Here is a 16,470-nt window from a genome sequence, read left to right as displayed (position 1 = left end):
GTTGGTGCTGGCAGTAGCAAAACTACTGTCTACAGATGAGCCTGACGCAACAGCCAATCCTTGACCACCGCCAAACCTGGCGGTGTACCAGCCTTGCGTGGCCAGACCAGATAGAACGCCTTATCGAGCCGCAACTGCTGGGCAAACACTTGCTCCAGTCGTCCGGCATCGATGTCTCCTTGAACGAACATCTGGCTGGCCAAGGCAATGCCCTGGCCGTTGATGGCAGCTTCGATGGCCAGCGACGTCTGGTTGAACCGCACGTTTTTCGCCGTGCCCTGGGCGTGCTGCGCAAACAACGCACCGGTAAATTCTGGCCAGAAATCATGCGCATCATGCAGCATCACGAAGTCCTGCAATGCCTCGAAGCTGTCGGGGGCCCCCTTGCTGGCCAGCAACCGTGGGCTGGCCACCGCCACGATCCGCTGGTCCATCAGCAACTCGGTATTCAGCCCTGGCCCGAACGGGGGCTGGCCATAGCGCACCGCCAAATCGACACTATCCGTGCTGAAGTGCGAGAGCTTGTCCGTGGCCAGTACGCGCAGGTCGATATCCGGGTAGTCCTCGGCGAAGGCACCCAACCTTGGGATCAGCCACTTCGAGGCAAAGGAGGGGGTGACGCTGACCGTGAGGTGAAGCGGCTGCGGCCTGAGCAGACGGGTCGCCTCGTCGATCATGGACAAGGCGCTGCGCACGCGGCTGGCGTAGGAGCGCCCGGCATCGGTCATGCCTAGCCCTCGCGGCAAGCGCTCGAACAGACGAATCTCCAGGCTGGCTTCCAGCCCGCGAATCTGCTGGGCCACCGCAGCCTGGGTAACACCCAGTTCCTCGGCCGCCAGGCGAAAGTTCAGATGGCGCGCAACCACTTCGAACACCCGTAGGGCGTTCAACGATGGCAGGTTCGGGAAGCCTTCGGGCATAGGGAGCGATGTCTGTTAGTTAAGTAAGGAGCGTGGTCTGCCCCAGGAGCACGGCGGCGCGAGCAGGACAACTGGGACAGCGACTCGAGGAAGCTAGCCTCAAACTGCCGCCAAATAAACCGGCAGCGGAAGAAAAAGTCACGCACAGGTTGATGCGACGCCACCGCTTATCGGGCGGTTACACAAAATATCAGGGCACTGAGTGCTGGGAGTGTGTTGGGCTGACTATGCTGGTGCTTAGCTACCGGCAATTGGCTATTGCACGCTTGCGCATGGAACGTTGTAGCTCGCCACACCTTCTTCAGGCGCTACCCGCGCTGGGGTGGTTGGGCTTATCACGAGGACGATTCAAACATGCAGACCTCGGAACGAACGCCCCCGCTTACCCCTCATTCACTGATATCGCAATGGCCAACCCTGGTCTTGTGGGCATACCTTCTGTCCCCCCTGTTGATACGGGGCATTGCCAACCAGCAGCATGCGAGCATCGACTTGCTGGCCCTCTATAACCTTGCCATCTCCGGGCTTTGGCTGGTGTTGCTGCGGCTCGTTTCGTCCAATCAGTTCAAAGTCCACGCGCTGCTGCTGCCCTTCTACCTGCTGGCCACGATCGACCTGTTCCTGGTACTGAACTTCAACTCCCGGTTGACTGCTGCCTATGTATTCATTGCCCTGACCAATTACAAGGAGGCGAGCGATTTCGCAGCCACCTACTGGAAGCCGGTCGTCTCGGTGCTGGCCATATTCGCCCTGTGCTACGGCCTGGGACTGGCCGGGCTGTACAAACGGCGCTACTACAGAAGCCCGGCCCTCGCCTTGTTGACGGCCTGCACCCTGCTGCTAGGTTACGGCGCCTACTTCTACAAGACAGTCAAACTCAACAGCCTTGGCACAAGTGCAGTCCTGGACCTTGCCGCAAAGGACCAGAGCACGCCGTTCGGCTACCTGTCGCAGATCGGCCTGACCACCTACCTGCACATGCAATCCCAGGAACACATCAGCAAACGTCGCACCGCGAAGATCGACATCATCAGCCAGGCCGACGAAGCGAGTATCGAAACAGTGGTGTTCGTGATCGGCGAATCGTCACGGCCACATAACTGGTCACTCTATGGCTACCACAAACCCACCACGCCGAACCTCGACCGGCAAAAGGGTATCTACAGGCTGGACAACGTGTGCACCACCTCGCCGTATACGTCGGTGGCCGTTCCCGCCATGCTCAGCCTGTCGCCCATTTCCAACTGGGACATGATTGCCTCGACCCAATCACTGGTCGGCATCTACCGAAAAGCGGGCTACGACACCCACTGGCTTTCGGTCCAGGAAGTCGACAGCTTCGGCGGCATCATCCCGCACATCGCCGCGGAAGCGCAGTACCGTCAGTATTTCGAACGCAGTCATGACGGCGCCCTGCTTCCTGCCTACGAAAAAATAGTGCGCGACGGCGGCACGCGCAAACAGGCGATCTTCATCCACATCAAGGGCAGCCACTTCGACTACGCCCGGCGCTACCCCGACAACTTCAAGCAATTCAAACCGGCCAGCGGCAGTGCGAAAGACCAGATCACCGCAGACTACGACAACACCATTCTGTACACCGACTGGCTGCTGAACAGCCTCATCACCCAACTGCAGGCCCGTCGACGGCCTGCCCTGCTGGTCTACGCGTCCGACCATGGCGAAAATATCCTGGACGATCACCGCGAGCTGCTGGGTCATGGCATCGGCAATGAATACGACCTGGCGGTCTCTTCGTTCATCTGGGCATCCGACAACCTGCCGGCACCGCTCAACCTCAGGCTCGCAAAACTCAAGGACCGGGCCGACCAACCCATCAGTACCTCTTCGCTACCCCATACGCTGCTTGGTATCACAGGTGTGCTGACCAATGAATACAACAGCGCCCACGACCTGATGACCGATGCGTTTGTACCGTCCAAATGCCCGTACTTGCTTGGCTCAGGGTATGTACCGTCGTTCAAGTTCAGCACCCGCTAGCGATCGGTCGCATGTTCATCAAATCGATTGAACATCTGCGAAAAACACGCTTCAAACGAAGATACCAATCGCCACCTGCGAGGAGCCTGTCATGACCCGCGTCCAATCTGGACAGCGACCGCCCATGGGGACGCCACGCCCATGAAAATGCCCGGTCGCTCGCCCAATGCCTGCCTACAACTAGACTATGTGCGCGATACGCTTTTCGGGCCCGTGGCCCAGAGCGTCGAATGCCAATGCCAACTGGCCGCCCTCACGCTCCAGGGCCGCCCCGCGTTACGCCTGCACATCTGCCCCCCGCTGCCAGATAAAGTCGACCGTGCCCATAGCGTCGCCTTCATCTGGGACGGGCGAGACTACCGTGGAGTGGTACGGGACCATGGAAAGTGCGGAGACGGCGGGCTGAACCTGTTGCTCGAACTGCAGTAGCGGGGATCGCCCCCGGCCAGCTTGGGCCAGCCGGGGCTAGACACTGTCAGGCAATGGCTTTCAGCACCGTTGGCTGTGCGTCACGAAGGGCGTGCAACTGACTGACCAGATGCACCAGGTCACGGCAACTGTTCAGATTCTGCAGCGGGATCGATGTCAACGTTACACCGTCATCGAGCGATTGTCCCTGGCCAAGGCGGATTGTCAGGGTGGCGCCGTCCGGGCAGCTTACCTCGCAACGATCGGGCAGGCAGGCTTGCTCGATCATCTGCCGCATCTCTAGCATCGAAACTCCAATCAACGACATGGTACGACCCTCTCTGTACTGGATGGCCTGTTGTGTGAGTACGCCTTTGCCGCGTGGGGTGCCAATTGATAATGCGCATGTCCAAGCGGCACTCCATGTGCCTGAACAATGATCGGCTCAGATATCCCTAAGCACCTTAGTGGAAGAATGCGATCCGGGCCGGGTGGTTCGACTGGATGCTGGCAGTTCGCGACGGGCGGTCAGTGCGCGGCACCGTCGCGGTCCTCGGCCATCTGTCCGAACCGACCGGCATGGAAGTCATCGAACGACTCGGCGATCTCGACCTGACTGTTCATCACGAACGGACCATAGCCCACTATCGGTTCGTCGATCGGCTCACCACTGAGCAGCAACACACTGCTGTCCTGCTGCGCCTCGATCACCACATGCTCTCCGTCGCGCTCGAACAGCACCAGGCTGGCCGGGCCGGCTTCTCGCTCGCCGTTGGCGCGCAGCATACCGCGCAACACCACCAGAGCGGCCGTGCGCCCCTGCGCCACCGGCAACTGCAGCGAAGTACCGGCTTTCAGGCGCAAGTCCCAGACGTCCATCGGGGTAAAGGTGCGGGCGGGGCCTCGCCGGCCTTCGTACTCACCGGCAATCACCCGGACATTGCCCCCCTCATGCGCCAACGGCACCACAGGAATGTCAGAGGCCAGCAGCGTCTGGTAGCCCGCAGCGGCGCGCTTGTCCCGCGCAGGCAGGTTGACCCAAAGTTGCACCATTTCGAGGGTACCGCCTTGGCGCGCGAACGCTGGCGAATGGAATTCTTCGTGAATGATGCCATTGGCGGCGGTCATCCATTGCACGTCGCCTGGGCCGATCAGGCCGCCGGCACCCGTGGAGTCACGGTGCTCCAGTTCGCCCTGGTAGACGATTGTCACGGTCTCGAAGCCCCGGTGCGGGTGCTGCCCAACCCCACGCCGGTCATGGGTGGGCGTGAAGTCATGGGGCCCCGCGTAGTCCAACAGCAGGAATGGGCTGATCTGGCTGGCCAGGTTGTCATAGGTGAACAGGCTGCGTACCGGAAAACCGTCCCCCACCCAGTGCGCATGGGGGCTGCGGTGGATACCCAGAATCGTTTTCATGAGAAGTCTCCTCTCTCGGCTGAGCTCACCTTAACAACCATGTCAATCCGCCGGAAGACGGCTCAAATGGCATGGATCGTTCCACTGACAGGACAATACGCTCATTGGTAAAGAAAGGAGAGCACCTGTTCCGCCGCCAGGACAGGGTCTTCCTGCATGAAGCAGTGACCACCGGGTACGGGTAGCGCGGTGACATTGGCATTGAGCGTGGCCAGGCGGTTTACCGAGCGAGGGACGAAGGGATAGGTGTGCTCGCCGTACAGCACCAGGGTCGGCACCTGGATACGGGCAAGATTGGGCCACATGCGGGTGGGGAAAGAACTGAATATCTCCACTTCGCGGCTGGGCCGGCACTTGAGCACCACCCCTTCCCCGCAGTCACCGATAGCGTGTTCGACGTAGGCCTGCAGCGCTGCGGCGCTCCACCCCTTGAAGATACCCCGCCCTTGAAGCGAGGCCAGTGCGGCTTCGCGATCCGGCCAGTGACTGCGGCGGCTGGCCGCCTTGCGCGCCAGGGCATGACGACGATGCAGGCCAACCATCGCGGCCGCGCCCATGACCCCGATCATCCGCCGACTGAACAATACCGGGTCAAGCAAAACGGCTCGCGCGAAGGCCTGCGGGTCGCTGGCCAGCATCAGCCCGGTGAGCACGCCACCGAAGCTATGCCCGACGGCATATCGAGGTACATCGCCATATTCGCCGCGTCCCGCTTCGAAGGCCTCCAAGGCCAGTGCCGCCGTGCGGTTCCAGCCCAGAAAATCACCGCCGTGGTCGCTGTCTCCATGCCCCTGCACGTCGCTCAGCCACAAGTCGAAATGCTCTGCCAGACGCATCAACAGTGGCTGGTAAGCCAGGCTGCAAAAACCATTGCCATGGAGAAAATGCACCAGCGGCTTGCCACTGGCTGGCGAACGCCAGCCGCGCAAGGTGAAACCTTCGGTGCAGGTATGGGACCAGGGAATCAACTCCATCGGCGCGCGCTACTCATCGTTCTAGGAAAACGCCGATTCTACAAACAGCAACGGGTACAGCGAAATCACCAGCAACAAGGCCATCAGGACATTGAACAGCATCAGCCAGCGCGGGTTCTGCAGCACATTGCGCAAGGCGCTGCCGAACATCACCCAGACCCCGACGCTGGGCAGGTTGACCAGGGCGAACACCGCAGCGATCACGATGACATTGAGCACATAGCCTTGGGCCGGTGTGTAAGTGGTGATCGCCCCCACGGCCATTACCCAGGCCTTGGGATTGACCCATTGAAACGCTGCCGCGCCCCAGAACCCAAGGGGCTTGCGGGCGCCGGAAGAAGAGCTGCCGACCGGTCCGGAGGTGGCGATTTTCCAGGCCAGGTAAAGCAAGTAAACGGCGCCGGTATAACGCAGCACGGTATACAGCGGCGGCCAGGCCTTGAACACTTCGCCCAGGCCAAAGCCCACCGCCAGCACCATCACCATGAAGCCGACACTGATTCCGATGGCGTGGGGAATGGTCCGACGCACGCCGAAGTTCACCCCCGACGCCAGCAACATGGTGTTGTTCGGCCCTGGGGTGATGGAGGAAACGAAGGCGAATAACATGAAGGCCATGAGCAAATCGGCAGAGGCAAGCATGATCGGCATTCCGCATTTATTGTCGTTGCTGCCACACTAGCCGAGTCGCCCTGACTGCAACCGATACAGTTGGGTTAAATTAAACAGATACAAATCACTGTACCGACCCGCGATGTTCTCCACCCACAAGGACGCCCCATGAGCCTCAACATCCGCCCTGCCGTTCGTAGCGATGCTGCGCAGATTTTGGCCTTCATCACCGAGCTCGCCGACTATGAACGTGCCCGCCACGAAGTGGTCGCCTCCCTAGCCGACATCGAGCACAGCCTGTTCGACGAGGGCAGCACGGTGCATAGCCTGATCTGCGAGCGAGACGGTCGGGCCATCGGCTTTGCCGTGTATTTCTACAGTTACTCGACCTGGCTGGGGCGCAACGGCATCTACCTGGAAGACCTGTACATCACCCCCGAGCAACGCGGCGATGGCGCAGGACGGCAACTGCTGCGGCACATTGCCCGTGAGGCGGTGGCAAACCAGTGTGGGCGCCTGGAGTGGAGCGTGCTGGACTGGAACGAGCCCGCCATCGGGTTCTACAAATCGTTGGGCGCAGAGGCCCAGGATGAGTGGGTCCGGTATCGGATGGAGGGTGAAACCTTGCTGGGCTTCGCCCACGGCTGAGGCGGAACGGCCTGGCAGCCCAACTCGCTGTGACAATCGGCGTCACGGGGATTATGCTCTGTAGGCATGTCCCCACGTTTCAATATGTGAGCGCCGAATATGAAAATCGATGACATGGACGCCTTCGTGGCGGTCATCCGTTGCCAGTCGACCAACCTTGCCGCCGAGGCCCTGCAACTGACCCAGCCGGCCATCACGCGCCGGGTGCAGAACTTCGAGCAAGACCTGGGCGCCACCCTCCTCGACCGCAACACCAAACCGCTCAGACCGACACCCATGGGACTGCGGGTATACGAGCAGTGCAAGGCCATCCTGCGCGAGATCGACTCGCTGCGCGAATTGGTGGCCAACGACGGTGCACCGTCCGGCACCCTGCGACTTGGCGTGCCACAGACACTGGGCGATGTGATATTGCTCGATGCCCTGGCGCAGTTGCGCGAAACCTATCCGCAACTGCGTACCCAAGTCACCAGCGGTTGGGGCAGCAGCCTGATCGCCCGTATGGAAAATGGCGAACTCGACGCCGCTGCGGCGCTGTTCCCGCCGGGCAAGATTTTCCCGGAGGGCATCGCCAGCCAGTCGGTTGCACGAATGCCGTTGCGAGTAGTGGCTGCCAAGGGGAGTGCCAGCAAACGTAGCTTCAAGCTCAAGGACTGCTACACCCGCGGCTGGGTACTCAACCCCGATGGTTGCGGCTTTCGCGCCGGGTTGCAGCGGGCACTGAGCGAACAGGGCCTGAGCCTGACGATCAACCTGGAGACCTTCGGTACCGAGTTGCAACTGGGCCTGGTCGCCACAGGCCAAGGACTGGGCCTTGTGCCAGAACCGCTGCTGGAGGGCAGCCGCCATCGCGATGCACTGGAGGTGGTCAATGTGTCCGACTTCAAGCCGCAGGTCGACTTGTGGTTGTTCCACCCCCGATACCTGGGGAATCTGCAAGAGCCGGTTGAGTTGTTCGGGGAAATCGCGGGCAATCGATTGAAAGCGGAGTGAGCTCGCCCGCTCCTATCGCCGGCCCTTGTGAGAGTGGGCTTGCGAGGGGCGAGCCGATCCGCGCCGGCACCATCACTAAATGCACATACCGCATAAATAAGAAATTATTTTATTCTCAAAACAAATAATTAGCATAGAACCAAAAAGACTTTTACAGCATCCGCTCCTACGAATACGTTCTTTGAAACCTAACGTGTTCCAGGGATGAATGCCCCATGAGTCACCCCCGTCCACGCCCCGCAAGACGATATGGTGCTCGGCCAGACCGTGCGCACTGCGCTGGCGGAGGTGGCCGCAAGAGCCAATCGGTGATCACCTGTCGCCTCACGCCTCGGTGATTTTCGAAGAAGGCTACCTCGCCCTGCAGGACGCCTTCCTCGACAACTGTGCCCGTTACCCCAAGCAAGCCCCGCTGCGCGGGTGGACACCCAGCGCGGCTACCGTTCCTGACTTCTGGAGAGCATCATGAGTTCATTGTCTGCGGTATCCCCCAACGAAAGCGGCGTGCGCCAGCGGGTCGGCGCCGAGGAATGGGAGGTGCGAGTCAAGCTCGCCGCGGCCTACCGGCTGGCGGCACTGTTCCGCTGGACCGACCATATCTACACACATTTTTCGGCCCGCGTGCCTGGGCCGGATGAACACTTCCTGATCAACGCGTTTGGCCTGTTGTTCGACGAAATCACCGCCTCGAACCTGGTGAAGGTGGATGTCGACGGCACGATCATCGACGACCCACTGGGCCTGGGCATCAACCAGGCCGGCTACGTGATTCACAGCGCTATCCATCGTGCCCGCCCCGACCTCAAGGCGGTGCTGCATACCCATACCCGTGACGGTGCCGCCGTGTCGGCCCAGCGCAAGGGTCTGCTGCCGATCTCGCAACATGCCCTGGCTTACTACAGCCGGGTGGCCTACCACGACTATGAAGGCGTCGCGCTGGACCTTGACGAGCAACAACGACTGGTGGCCAACCTGGGCACCGGCAATATCCTGATTCTGCGCAATCACGGCCTGCTGACGGGCGGCATCAGTGTCGAGCATGCCTTTCGCGAACTGCATGGGCTGGAGCGCGCCTGCAACATCCAAGTGGCGGCGCAAGTTGGCGGCCATGATCAGTTGTTGCATGCATCGCCGGCAGCGATCGCCAAGGTCCATGAGCAATCCAAGCGGTTTTCCGATGGGCAGGGTGAGGGCATCAAGCGGCACTGGGATGCACTGATTCGGCAACTGGACCGGGAGGGGCTTGATTACCAGCGCTGATTGGATCGGCCTCATCGACTGCACGTCGGCGGCGTTCTGGATCGGCACCCAAGCCCATCGCAAAAAATTACAATAATGCATTTATATCTATATTTTTTATGAATCATAAACATAATTAGAATAGAACCACAAAGCCTTTCACAACCTCACCCCACAACCGCTAAGTTCACTGCAGACCGACCCCTTTCCTGGCGGAGGCCGACAACCACCCACTTCCCGGCCGCCTGGCTCGCCTCGACCGGACAGACGCGGCGGCCTGAGCCCACCACGACAGAGAGTTCTGATTCATGAGTCTCGAATTCATCGGCCTCATCGGCCCCCAGGAAGGTAGCGAATCGCAGGCGCCGCGTGGCCCGCTGGTCGACCTCGAATTCATCAGGGCCTTTTCCCACGCCCAGGAATACGGCGGTTTCGACAAAGCGTTGCTGGCAGTCAACACCAGCGAGCCGGACTCGCTGATTCTGGCCAGCTATGTGGCGGCGCTAACCGAGCGCATCGGCCTGCTGGTGGCGCACCGCCCCGGGTTCCAAGCGCCGACGTTCGCCGCTCGACAGCTCGCCACCCTCGACCAGCTCAGCCGTGGCCGCGCCTCGATCAACATCATCACCGGCGGCGATAGCGGTGATCTGCAACGCGACGGCGACTTCCTCGACAAAGATGCACGTTACGCCCGCACCGACGAGTACCTGGAGGTGATGCGCAAGACCTGGACCCACACCGAACCTTTCGACCACCACGGTGAACACTACCGGGTCGAGGACAACTTGACCCTGGTCAAGCCGGTGGCCAAGCTGCCTGTCTACTTCTCCGGTGCCTCTGACGCGGCGGTGGAGGTGGCGGCCAAGCATGCCGATGTCTACATGATGTGGGGCGAACCGCTGGAGCAAGTACGCGAGCGCATCGGCAAGGTGCGCAAGGCCGCGGCACGCTATGGCCGCGAACAGAAGATCCGCTTCAGCCTGTCGCTACGGCCGATCCTTGGTGCCACCGAGGCAGAGGCCTGGGCACGGGCCGAACGCATCCTCGCCGACGCTCAGCACCGCATCGGCTTGCGCCAGGGCAACCGCCGCGATAAAAACGTCGGCAAGAGCAACGTCGGCTCGGAGCGCCTGGTGCAATTGGCCAGCCAACGCAAGGTTCACGACACCCGCTTGTGGACCGAGATCGCTGCGCTGGGCGGCGGAGCTGGCAACTCCACCTCGCTGGTTGGCACTGCCGATCAGGTCGCCGAGGCAGCACTGGCCTACTACGAGCTGGGTGTTACCACCTTCCTGTTCCGCGGCTTCGATCAGCTTCGCGATGCCGTAGAGTACGGCCAAGCGCTGATTCCACGCATCAAGTCGCGGGTGCAGAGACAACCGCCCGAGGGCCAGGCGCTGCAAGCTTGAGCTGACCTAAATCCACTGCGCTTGTGGCAAGATCAGTCTCCCTCGACTGCGAGCCATTCCATGCTCATCGACGAAGAACTGACCCTCAAGAAGCTCGAGACTTTTCTCGCCTTCATGCGCAGCGGCAACCTCGGCCGTGCCGCCGCTGAGTTGTCGACCAGCGCGGTGAGCGTGCACCGGGCGATCCACTCCCTGGAAAGCGCCCTGCGCTGCCCGCTGTTCAAGCACGAAGGCCGTCAGCTGATTCCGCTGGAAAGCGCCTATGTGCTGGAGAAGAAAGCCCGCCAGCTGATTCAGGATGCTGAGCAAATGGTGCGGCAGACCCGGGAAGCGGCAGGCTTCTATGCCGAGCGCTTTCGGCTGGGTGCGCTGTACTCGCTGACGGTCAAGACCGTGCCCAAGCTGGTGATGGGCCTGAAGCTGCGGCGCAGCGAACTGAATATCGACCTGACCCTTGGCTCGAACATCGACCTGCTACAGCGCCTGAAAAACCACGAACTGGATGCGATTCTGGTGTCGCTGGACGACAGCGTCGATGACCCGACCTGCGAACAGTTGCCGCTGTTCTCGGACGATATCTTCCTTGCCGCGCCCACCGATTCGTCGTTTGCGGCACAGGCCGAGGTGGACTTGGCGGACCTGGCCGATTCTACCTTCATAACCCTGACCCAGGGCTTCGCCACCCACCGTGATGGCGCGCGGGTGTTCCAACAGGCCGGGTTCGAGCCAAAGGTAGCGATGCAGGTGAACGATATCTTCACACTGCTGAGCATGGTCAGCTCGGGCGTGGGTTATGCCCTGCTACCGGGGCGCATCGCCGCAGTGTACGAGAACCGCGTGCGGCTGCTACCGCTGCAACCGCGCTACCGCTTGCAACAGCACATTGGCGTGGTGTTTCTCAAGGCCCGGGAGCGAGAGCCGAACCTGTTGGCGTTGTTGGCTGAATGCCGGATGTATAGCCGGGAAAACTGAGCGAGTTTCATTGCCGTCAAGCCGACGCCTGCCGATTGAACCTGCAGGCGCCGGCTTGCTGGCGATAGGCTGCACCGCAACGCAGACGCCTAGCCCACCAGCCCACGCACACAGAAGTACAGTATCGAAGGTCCCATCAAACACCCCAGCCCGGTATGGAAGGTCGCCGTCAGAGCGCCATAGGGCACCAACCGTCGATCCGTCGCCGCAAGGCCCGCTGTTACACCCGAGACTGTTCCCGCCAGCCCGCCGAACACCATGGCCGAACGTGGGTTGTCCAGGGCCAGCAAGCGCGCAGAGACCGGAGTGAACACCATTACCAAGATCGCCTTGATCAAACCGGTGGCAATCGACAGCGCGACCACGTCCGAACTCGCCCCCAGCGCGGCGCCAGTGACCGGCCCGACGATATAGGTCACTGCGCCGGCTCCGATGGTGGTCATGCTCACCGCATCGCGATAACCGAAGGCATAAGCAACCGCCGCCCCGACCATGAACGGCAGCACCGTTCCCAGCAGCAGCGATACTGCACCGATCATCCCCGCCTTGCGTGCTTCGGTGGCCTGCACCTCGAACGCTGTGGCGACAATCGCGAAGTCACGCAGCATGGCCCCTCCCATCAGGCCGATGCCCGAGAACAGCGCCATGTCGGCCAAGCCTTTCTGCCCGCCGGTCACGGTGCCGCCGACCCAGGCCAGTGCCAGGCCAATGACGATGGCGATGGCCGATCCGTGCACCCGGCCGAAGGTCAGGTATTTCGACAGCAGTACCGACAACCACATGATCCCACCCACCACCGCGAACGCGGTGATCAGGCCGTTGTGCTCCAGGGCATTGTCAATGATCGGCCACATGATCAACGACCTCCCGCAGGGACGACCTGCGTCTGGGTTGCGGGGTCCGCATTCAGCGCGGGCAAGGGTTCGCCGCGATGGCTGCGGCTGATCAGGGCGATCGTCAAGCCGCAAACCAGCACGGCACCGACCGCCGCCAGCAGTGCGGCAGGCCCACCATGCAGGGCCGTGACCACGTTCTGTTGGGCCGCCATGGCCACCACCACCGGGATATACATCGCGCCCCAGAACCCAACGCCGAATTCGCATTCCTTGCTCATGCCGCCGTGGCGGTGCATGTACAGCCTCGCGCAGATCAGCAGGATCATGGCGATGCCAACCCCGCCCACATTGGATTTGACCCCAAGCAGCACGCCCAGGAAGTCGCCGACGATAACGCCGGCCAGCGTGCATACCGCCAGCAGAGCCACACCATAGATAATCATTGTCGTTGTCCTCAGCTTGTGTCGAAGTTGCTTGTTGTTGTTCTTCGATAACGCTTTTGTTGCGCTGCCCGTGCCAGCCTCATCGCCGGCAAGCCGACGGCTACCGCGGCTGAAGGAGACAGCTAGCCCAGGGACATCATCGGTCGTTGGCCACCTCCTGACGCAACAAGACGTCCATGGTATCGGGCCGGGTCGACTCGACTGCCAGCACCCTGCCCTGTTCCAATACAGGACGCGCCAGGCCGCTTAATACGCTGCCTGGCGGCAGTTCCAGGTGCAGGCGCACACCGCGCTCATATGCGTTGCGCAACGTGGCACGCCAGTTCACCAGCCGCGCCATGTTGCCTGCCAGGTCGTCGCGCAGGCGCTCTGGGTCGAAGATCGGCCGGCCGCTGGTGCTGCTCAGGTAGGTGATACGTGGACGGCGCAATGGCACATCGGCAAAGGCTTCGGCCAACGTCCGCGCGGGTTCGTCGAGCAAGGCGCAATGGGACGGCACGCTGACAGCCAGGCGACGAGCGACGCCCTGGCCTTGGCGGCGAACGCGAGCGGCGACTTCATCCAGCGCAGTGTCTCGGCCGGCGATGACGATCTGGTTGTCGCTGTTGAGGTTGGCCAGAAACACCTCGCCCCCCACCTGCTCCAGCAGACGCTCGACACAGGCCAGGTCCAGGCCACTGATGGCGATCATGCCGTACCCTTGCGGATAGGCGCGTTGCATCAACTCGCCACGCAGGCTTACCAAGCGCACGGCATCACGCCAATCCAGCGCGTCGGCGGTCACTGCGGCGGGATAGGCCCCGATCGACAGCCCCGCCACGTAATCCGGGGCTGGGCCGCGCTGCATCAGCCAACGTGCCCACGCGACGCCGACCAGCAGCAGGCACAACTGCACGGCACGGGTGGAGTGCAGGGCTGCTTCACTGTCCAGGTCCAGCACCTGTTCGCCCAAGGTATCGCTGGCCTCTTCGAGCAGCCGCCCGGAACCCTCGGGCAAACGATGCAGCATGCCTGGCTGCTGAACACCCTGGCCGGGAAATGCGAACAGACTGCTCACGCCGCACACTCCAAGGCGTTCCAGGGGTCTGTCACCAGGCGGGCGCCATTGGCCGACTTGAGCAGAACCCGCCGTGCCATCCCCGCCCAGTCGCGCAGGGCGATGGCGCCATTTGGGGTGTCCAGTTGCAGGTCGATACGGCAGGGAGCGCAGTCCAGAATGGCCAGCAGTTCCCGCGCCTTTGCCCGTGCTACCGGCTGCGGTGTGCGCAGCAGCAGATCCAGATCGCTGGCCAGGTGCAGCACATTGCGAGCGGTGGCGATCTGGTACCCCACGCTTCCGGTCGGCCCCCATTCCAAGCCTGTGCTATCGAGCACCGGAGCCACCGAAGCCAGGGCCTGCAGTGCCGGCCAGGGGCTATCGCCCTGCCAGCGCAGCGCTTGCGGGCTCAACCGCCGCTGGACTTTGGCCAGAGGCATCTGCACGCCCAGGCGCTGCTCGCGTCCGTGCCCACGAAGCCCCACCGCCACCCAGCCGGGTGGACTGCAGGCCCGACGGACCACCACGGGCTCGCCACCTGCCAATACTTGATGCGCCCAGGCCGGCGCTGCATCAGGCAGGTTCTGCGGGGTCATGCCCCAGAGCAGGTCGTGGGGGTATGGGGCGCCCATCTCAGGCCTCCTGCCACTGGCGACGCAACTGTTCGCGAACTTCGCGCGAAGCACGGCGGTTTTCACCCAGCAGGCGTGATGCAAGCGACGTGGAGCTGCCAATATCGCGCACGGCATCAGCCAGGCAGGCGCGCACCTGAGCCAGGTCCCTGACGCTCGGGGTCTGGGCGTTGTCGACCGACAGCCGCCGCCACAACAAGCCAAGCGACCCATAGCTGGCCAGGTCGTAGGCCATTGGCGGAACTTCGGCGGCCAGCACCTCCAGTGCCTCGACGCTGCGCAGGGTGATGCGCGCCGCGGCGGCCTTGCCCATGGCATGAACCATGACGCCGTCATCCTCCAGAGCAATCAGGCGCTGCGCCTGGTAGCCGTGGGCCAGGAACGCGCCAGACATGGCCTTGCCGACCAGCAGGCCTATCACCGGGTGGCCGGCCAGGCGCGCCTGGGCATAGGCGTGCACCGCGGCGGCCAAGGCCTGATGTATGCCCAACGCCTCCTCCCGTCGGCCGTAGGCCTGGCTCGGTACGTCAATGACGGCGACGATGGCACGTTTTTCACCCGAGCGATCGGCTTCCACAGCTTCGCTCACCGCCTTGGCCAAGCCCCAGCCTTCGAGTAGCCCAACCTCCCCCGAGCGCGCGCGGGGAAAGGGGTTGCTGGCATCTGGCACCACCGCGATGAAGCGCGCCAGACGATTATCCAGCTCACCATCGATCACCTGTATCGACGCCGGGTAACCAGGCAGAGCCTCACCTCCGGCCAGGCCGGGCAGCCAGTTCAAGGCACGGTTCATGAGATTGCTCCTTGATAGAGAGTTCGCACGGCAGCGGCGTCCAATTGCGGGCAGTCATCACCGAGGCTTGCCAGGCGATCGAGGAACCAGGCATGGCGAGCGACCCGATTGGCAGAGGGACTGTCGAGCAACTGCACCAGTCGCTGGCGGATACGGTCGACATCATCGGCAACGTAGGCGTCAACCAACCCGCAAGCATGACGCTGTTCACCGCCGGTCAGGCTCCAGATGAAAGGACGGTCCTTGGCGTCGTATTCCTCGATACCGGCTTCCTGTTCGATTACTTGGGGGCCGTTGAGCCCCAACCGGGCCTCGCGGGTGACCAGCAAGTGGCTGCACAAGCCAGCGGCGATGGACATGCCGCCGAAACAGCCGACCGAGCCTGCGATCAGGCCTACCACAGGTTGATGGGCGCGCAACTCGACGATGGCGGACTGAATCTCGGCAATGGCAGCAAGGCCCAGGTTGGCTTCCTGTAGGCGCACACCACCGGTTTCCAGCAACAACACCGCGCACGTGGGAATACCCTTGCGGTTATCCTCGATGGCCAACTCCAGCGCCCCAGCGATCTTGGCACCTCCTACTTCGCCCATGCTGCCACCCTGGAAGCCGCCCTCGATGGCCGCGATCACTGCACGTGTGCCTTTCAAACGGCCTTTGCCGATCACCACGCCATCGTCGGCCTGGGGCACGATGCCCTGACGCGGTAGCCAAGGCGACATGAGTCGGTCGAACGGGCCAAGCAGTTCGCGAAAGGTGCCAGGATCGAACAAGGCGCGGGCGCGTTGGCGTGCGCCGAGCTCGACGAAGCTGCGGCTGCGCAGCAGGCGGTCGATGTCAGTCATGGGCAATCTCCTCGAAACCTTGCTCCAGGCGCAGTCGCACCACTCCTGGAGTGGCGCCGAAATCGTGGATGTCGATCTTCACCGCCGGTAATGTGCGGCCTTCGAACAAGCGCTGAAACAGTTGCGTCCAGCGGGCGTCGCTGCCGTCGACCGAAGTTACCACCTGAATATCGAGGCGGCCGGCGGTGCCGGGCTCGATCAGTACCTCCAGGTCCCCGGAGCTGACGCACCCCACCAGGGTGCGGCCACGCCCCGGTCCGGCGGCGGGAAATTGAAACGTAAGGGTTTGCATG

At 62.3% G+C, this 16,470-nt stretch carries 19 protein-coding genes; 7 read left to right on the top strand and 12 right to left on the bottom strand.

The window, feature by feature from the left end; genetic code table 11:
- Positions 1-29: 29 nt before the first annotated feature.
- Positions 30-920 (bottom strand): LysR substrate-binding domain-containing protein, encoded by an 891-nt coding sequence (locus tag P3R38_RS11170; protein ID WP_023380309.1) that lies wholly within the window; start codon positions 918-920, stop codon positions 30-32.
- Between the two features lie 423 nt (positions 921-1,343).
- Between P3R38_RS11170 and P3R38_RS11165 the strand changes: the two genes are divergently transcribed.
- Positions 1,344-2,921 carry a phosphoethanolamine transferase gene (locus P3R38_RS11165; protein ID WP_238546548.1) on the top strand — a complete coding sequence of 526 codons (1,578 nt, stop codon included), beginning with the start codon at positions 1,344-1,346 and terminating at the stop codon, positions 2,919-2,921.
- 141 nt (positions 2,922-3,062) lie between these two features.
- Entirely contained in the window at positions 3,063-3,350 is a 288-nt protein-coding gene (locus tag P3R38_RS11160; RefSeq protein WP_023380307.1) for a hypothetical protein, read from the top strand.
- A gap of 46 nt (positions 3,351-3,396) precedes the next feature.
- Here the strand turns inward: P3R38_RS11160 and P3R38_RS11155 are convergent, their stop codons facing one another.
- From P3R38_RS11155 to P3R38_RS11140, 4 genes are all read right to left on the bottom strand, one after another.
- Positions 3,397-3,657 carry a DUF1652 domain-containing protein gene (locus P3R38_RS11155; protein WP_027907792.1) on the bottom strand — a complete coding sequence of 87 codons (261 nt, stop codon included), beginning with the start codon at positions 3,655-3,657 and terminating at the stop codon, positions 3,397-3,399.
- Between the two features lie 200 nt (positions 3,658-3,857).
- Positions 3,858-4,745 (bottom strand): pirin family protein, encoded by an 888-nt coding sequence (locus P3R38_RS11150; RefSeq protein WP_277687140.1) that lies wholly within the window; start codon positions 4,743-4,745, stop codon positions 3,858-3,860.
- 101 nt (positions 4,746-4,846) lie between these two features.
- Complete coding sequence (locus tag P3R38_RS11145) at positions 4,847-5,719, bottom strand: alpha/beta hydrolase (protein WP_277687139.1); 873 nt, start codon at positions 5,717-5,719, stop codon at positions 4,847-4,849.
- 21 nt (positions 5,720-5,740) lie between these two features.
- Complete coding sequence (locus P3R38_RS11140; protein WP_023380303.1) at positions 5,741-6,370, bottom strand: LysE family translocator; 630 nt, start codon at positions 6,368-6,370, stop codon at positions 5,741-5,743.
- Positions 6,371-6,499: 129 nt separating this feature from the next.
- Here P3R38_RS11140 and P3R38_RS11135 point away from each other — a divergent pair, with 129 nt between their 5' ends.
- The 5 genes from P3R38_RS11135 (at position 6,500) to P3R38_RS11115 (ending at position 11,592) form a co-directional block, all read left to right on the top strand.
- Positions 6,500-6,979: a GNAT family N-acetyltransferase gene (locus tag P3R38_RS11135; protein WP_023380302.1), complete on the top strand. Its 480-nt coding sequence runs from the start codon at positions 6,500-6,502 to the stop codon at positions 6,977-6,979.
- A gap of 99 nt (positions 6,980-7,078) precedes the next feature.
- Positions 7,079-7,972 (top strand): LysR family transcriptional regulator, encoded by an 894-nt coding sequence (locus P3R38_RS11130; protein ID WP_023380301.1) that lies wholly within the window; start codon positions 7,079-7,081, stop codon positions 7,970-7,972.
- A 465-nt stretch (positions 7,973-8,437) separates the two neighbouring features.
- Entirely contained in the window at positions 8,438-9,232 is a 795-nt protein-coding gene (locus P3R38_RS11125; RefSeq protein WP_023380299.1) for a class II aldolase/adducin family protein, read from the top strand.
- 287 nt (positions 9,233-9,519) lie between these two features.
- The gene (locus P3R38_RS11120; protein WP_104881853.1) at positions 9,520-10,620 is read left to right on the top strand and encodes an LLM class flavin-dependent oxidoreductase; all 1,101 of its coding nucleotides are present in this window, start codon (positions 9,520-9,522) and stop codon (positions 10,618-10,620) included.
- A gap of 60 nt (positions 10,621-10,680) precedes the next feature.
- The gene (locus P3R38_RS11115) at positions 10,681-11,592 is read left to right on the top strand and encodes a LysR substrate-binding domain-containing protein (protein WP_023380297.1); all 912 of its coding nucleotides are present in this window, start codon (positions 10,681-10,683) and stop codon (positions 11,590-11,592) included.
- Between the two features lie 89 nt (positions 11,593-11,681).
- Here the strand turns inward: P3R38_RS11115 and madM are convergent, their stop codons facing one another.
- The 7 genes from madM to P3R38_RS11080 all read right to left on the bottom strand — a co-directional run bounded on the left by madM (position 11,682) and on the right by P3R38_RS11080 (position 16,469).
- Positions 11,682-12,446 (bottom strand): malonate transporter subunit MadM, encoded by a 765-nt coding sequence (madM, locus tag P3R38_RS11110; protein WP_027907787.1) that lies wholly within the window; start codon positions 12,444-12,446, stop codon positions 11,682-11,684.
- 2 nt (positions 12,447-12,448) lie between these two features.
- Positions 12,449-12,871, bottom strand: a complete 423-nt coding sequence (madL, locus tag P3R38_RS11105; RefSeq protein ID WP_023380295.1) for a malonate transporter subunit MadL — start codon at positions 12,869-12,871, stop codon at positions 12,449-12,451.
- 136 nt (positions 12,872-13,007) lie between these two features.
- The gene (gene mdcH / locus P3R38_RS11100; RefSeq protein ID WP_277687138.1) at positions 13,008-13,928 is read right to left on the bottom strand and encodes a malonate decarboxylase subunit epsilon; all 921 of its coding nucleotides are present in this window, start codon (positions 13,926-13,928) and stop codon (positions 13,008-13,010) included.
- On the bottom strand, positions 13,925-14,539 hold the full coding sequence (locus tag P3R38_RS11095) for a malonate decarboxylase holo-ACP synthase (protein ID WP_104881855.1): 615 nt from the start codon (positions 14,537-14,539) through the stop codon (positions 13,925-13,927). Before P3R38_RS11095 ends, mdcH begins: the two co-directional genes overlap by 4 nt.
- Position 14,540: 1 nt before the next feature.
- Positions 14,541-15,332: a biotin-independent malonate decarboxylase subunit gamma gene (mdcE, locus tag P3R38_RS11090; protein WP_104884009.1), complete on the bottom strand. Its 792-nt coding sequence runs from the start codon at positions 15,330-15,332 to the stop codon at positions 14,541-14,543.
- Positions 15,329-16,177 carry a biotin-independent malonate decarboxylase subunit beta gene (locus P3R38_RS11085; protein ID WP_023380291.1) on the bottom strand — a complete coding sequence of 283 codons (849 nt, stop codon included), beginning with the start codon at positions 16,175-16,177 and terminating at the stop codon, positions 15,329-15,331. Before P3R38_RS11085 ends, mdcE begins: the two co-directional genes overlap by 4 nt.
- Complete coding sequence (locus P3R38_RS11080; RefSeq protein WP_023380290.1) at positions 16,170-16,469, bottom strand: malonate decarboxylase subunit delta; 300 nt, start codon at positions 16,467-16,469, stop codon at positions 16,170-16,172. The genes P3R38_RS11085 and P3R38_RS11080 overlap by 8 nt, the downstream gene beginning before the upstream one ends.
- Between the last annotated feature and the right edge of the window lies 1 nt (position 16,470).

Source organism: Pseudomonas sp. NyZ480, from assembly GCF_029537255.1.
GTDB lineage: Bacteria > Pseudomonadota > Gammaproteobacteria > Pseudomonadales > Pseudomonadaceae > Aquipseudomonas > Aquipseudomonas taiwanensis.
This window is presented reverse-complemented; position numbering and strand designations above follow the sequence as displayed.